Origin of the sequence: Pseudophaeobacter arcticus DSM 23566, assembly GCF_000473205.1 — a bacterium.
Lineage (GTDB): Bacteria > Pseudomonadota > Alphaproteobacteria > Rhodobacterales > Rhodobacteraceae > Pseudophaeobacter > Pseudophaeobacter arcticus.
The window spans coordinates 1-2,837 of the sequence record NZ_KI421507.1 but is presented as its reverse complement, the minus strand read 5'-3'; the positions used below and the strand labels follow the sequence as shown (position 1 = coordinate 2,837).

3 protein-coding genes are annotated in these 2,837 nt (G+C 61.5%); all 3 read right to left on the bottom strand.

Annotated features, from left to right (window positions below; translation table 11 throughout):
* Positions 1-230: 230 nt before the first annotated feature.
* Entirely contained in the window at positions 231-1,511 is a 1,281-nt protein-coding gene (locus ARCT_RS0104015) for a phage major capsid protein (RefSeq protein WP_027238922.1), read from the bottom strand.
* Between the two features lie 99 nt (positions 1,512-1,610).
* Positions 1,611-2,204: an HK97 family phage prohead protease gene (locus tag ARCT_RS25320; RefSeq protein ID WP_051360534.1), complete on the bottom strand. Its 594-nt coding sequence runs from the start codon at positions 2,202-2,204 to the stop codon at positions 1,611-1,613.
* Between the two features lie 12 nt (positions 2,205-2,216).
* Positions 2,217-2,837, bottom strand: a 621-nt coding sequence (locus ARCT_RS0104005; RefSeq protein WP_027238921.1) for a phage portal protein, incomplete at its 5' end; no start/stop codon positions are given.

Below are 2,837 nucleotides of genomic sequence, written 5' to 3'. Positions count from 1 at the left end.
GGCTGCGCCTCAGGGTCAAGCAGCTCGGCGTAACCTGCCCTGATCAGATCCTGGCCCACATCATCAGCAACGGTTGGCTCGGTACCGGCGGTAAAGCTGCGGGCAACACTGCCGCAGCTGGTTGTGATTTTGATTTTCATGGGGTCACCCTCGGGAATAAGAAACAGAAAAGCGGCCCCCAAAGGGACCGCCTCAACACAGCCTGAAGGCTGGCAAATCAGGCTGGCAGATCAGGCCGCCATCTGCAGCGTCTTGATGGCCTTGGTCTGCCCCGGCGCGCCGTCAATGCGATGCACCCCCATAATCCCAAGGTTCGGAAAGAACTTCTCGCGCGCCACACCAATCAGCGGATTGCCCACCTTGCGCACATAATATTGCGAGTAGTCCCCGAAGGCGATCGGCTTGGCCGAAGCGCCAATCTTCGCCATCGCCTGGTTGAACGACACCGGCTTGCCATTCAACGACGGCGTCACCCCTTTGGTCACGTCGCCATCCGACCAGAGATAGCGGCCATTGGCATCCTTGATCTTGCGCAGCGCCTTGACCGTCCCATCATGCATCTGGAACCGCACCTTGGGACCGGTGCGATAGGCCGGATCCACCGAATGCTCCAGATCAATGATGTCATCAAAGGTCAGCGCCGCCGCCGATCCCGCCGCATGGCCAACCGGCGCGCCAGTCACAAACCCAAGTGGTTCATTGGTGCCACTGCCCACCGTCAGCCACCTGTTGCCGGTGCGCCCGATGCGCTCCCCGATCAGCTGACCCAGCAGCGCCTCAAAGCCAAAGCTGGAATCCTGTGCCAGCTCAAAGGACCATTTAATCCAGGGCGTTTTCATCACATGGGCCAGCAGCTGCGTCTTGCCGATGACGATGTCGCCGCTGTCATCATCCACCCCCTCTTCGCCCTCCGCGTGCGGGTCCATTTCGGCGTCGGTATCGTCCACCATCGGCATATCAAAGGGCGCGCCATTGGCCAGATTGATCTCGGTGGCAATCGTCCCATCCATCATCGGGCCATGGGCGGCAGCGGCGATATTGATGGTATTGGCCAGCGTGGTGGGCACCAAAAATCCCCCCTGCGCGCCGGTGCCAGTATTCTGCGCCCGGATCTCCTGCGCCCCCGCCCGCAGGGCCTCGCGCGCTTCGCGGTCCAGTTCAGACATATCCGCCCCATTGGCAAGATACTGGCGGAAGGCCTCGCGGTATTCATCGCCAACCGCCTGCGCCGGGTTGTGCTGGCGCTCTTCCTGACCGGGGCGCTGCGCTTCACGCGCTTCGCGCTCCTGGTCCTCGCGGCGCCGCTCTTCCTGCTGCGCCGCCTTATAGGCGCGCTCTTCGCGATCGGCCTGCGCCACCACGCTGTCGCGCTCATCCATCATGGTGTCAAATTTCTGATGCGCCGCCTCAGCCTCCGCCTTGGGCGTTTTGTCCGTCACGCTGTCCAAGATAGAGCGTGCTTCGGTTTCGATTGTCTTGGCGCGTTCGCGCAGTTCCTTGATCTTGCTCATAGGATCATCCTTTGATGTTGAGATTGGGTTTGGGGGATTGGGTGTACAAACAGGCGCCTGCCCGAGGCGCGAGATCTATCTGGGCGGTGGAATGCGCGCTCAGCTGCCGCTGGCCAGTCGCATCCGCATCTGCATCTGGCGGCGGTGCAGATCGCCGCTGCCGCCAAGTGCCAACTGTTTTGAGCGCAGGCCGATTGCAGTGCCCTCATAGGCCGGGTCCGTGACGATCGAGACATCAAACAGGCGCACCGACTGAATGCTGCGCACCGCGTGAGCGCCGGTTTCATCCCAGCTCTCTTTCTCGGCCTCAAAGGCAAAGCTCATTTTTGACAAATCGCCGCGCCGCATCTTGGGCAGGATCCGCATCACATCCGGGTCACTGGCATCCAGCGCCGTATCCACCCGCAAACCCCGCTCATCTTCCGTCAGCGTCAGCGTGCCGGATGTGGTGCGCGCCAGCGGCAGATCCCGGTGATTGATCAGGAATGTCACGTCATCACCGCGCTGTAGTGCCGCGCTGAAGGCACCGCGTTCCACCACCTCCGACCAGCCCCAGCTGTCCAGCGGGCCAATCTCCGCCGCCTCGCCAAAGACAGCGGCATAGCCGGTCACATTGATCTGGTCGCCCGCAGCCTCACGCAGCTCAACGGGCGCGAGGGCGCAATAGCGCACCTCACGTTGCAGCTCGCTCATCGCGACCTCCTGTTATTTGGTTTCGGTTGTCTCTGTGGTCTCGTCTGGCTCTTCGGCAGGCCTGTCGCTGTCACCATCCACGCTATGGCCGTCGCCATCATCCGCCGGGGGCGCATTCTTGTTGAAGGCCGTGCCCGCCATCTCCAGCGGCACCGTGGCACCCTGAATAAACAGGGTATTGCCCCCCGCCAGTGGCGGTTTGTTCATCATTTCCCGCCCCTCATTTGGGGTCAAAAGCGCGTTCTGCACCGCCTTCACAATCGCCTCGATCCGGGTCTTAAAATCGCCCCGCATGATGCCGTCCAGATCCAGCTTCACATAGCGCCTGGAGCCGCGCCCAAAGATCTTCAGCGTCAGCTCCTGCTCAAACTTCTCAACCCAGCGCCGCAGGGTATGTTTGACCAGGTGCAAATCCTGATGCTCGATATTGTTGTAATTGCCCTTGCTCAGCTCCTGCAAAAACACCGGCGGCAACTGATAAATCCGCGCCACCTGCCCCACCGCAAAGATCTGCACCGGCGTCAGCTGCATTTTTTCTGGGTCATCCCCCAGCCGCACCAGATCATGCCCCGCTGGCATCGGCAGGATCGGCTTGCCATCCTCCGCCGACCGGCGCGTCACCTTCATCAGATC

Coding starts and splice junctions, on each gene's coding strand:
- ARCT_RS0104015 (WP_027238922.1), bottom strand. CDS start 1,511: ATGAGCAAGATCAAGGAACTGCGCGAACGCGCCAAGACAATCGAAACC.
- ARCT_RS25320 (WP_051360534.1), bottom strand. CDS start 2,204: ATGAGCGAGCTGCAACGTGAGGTGCGCTATTGCGCCCTCGCGCCCGTT.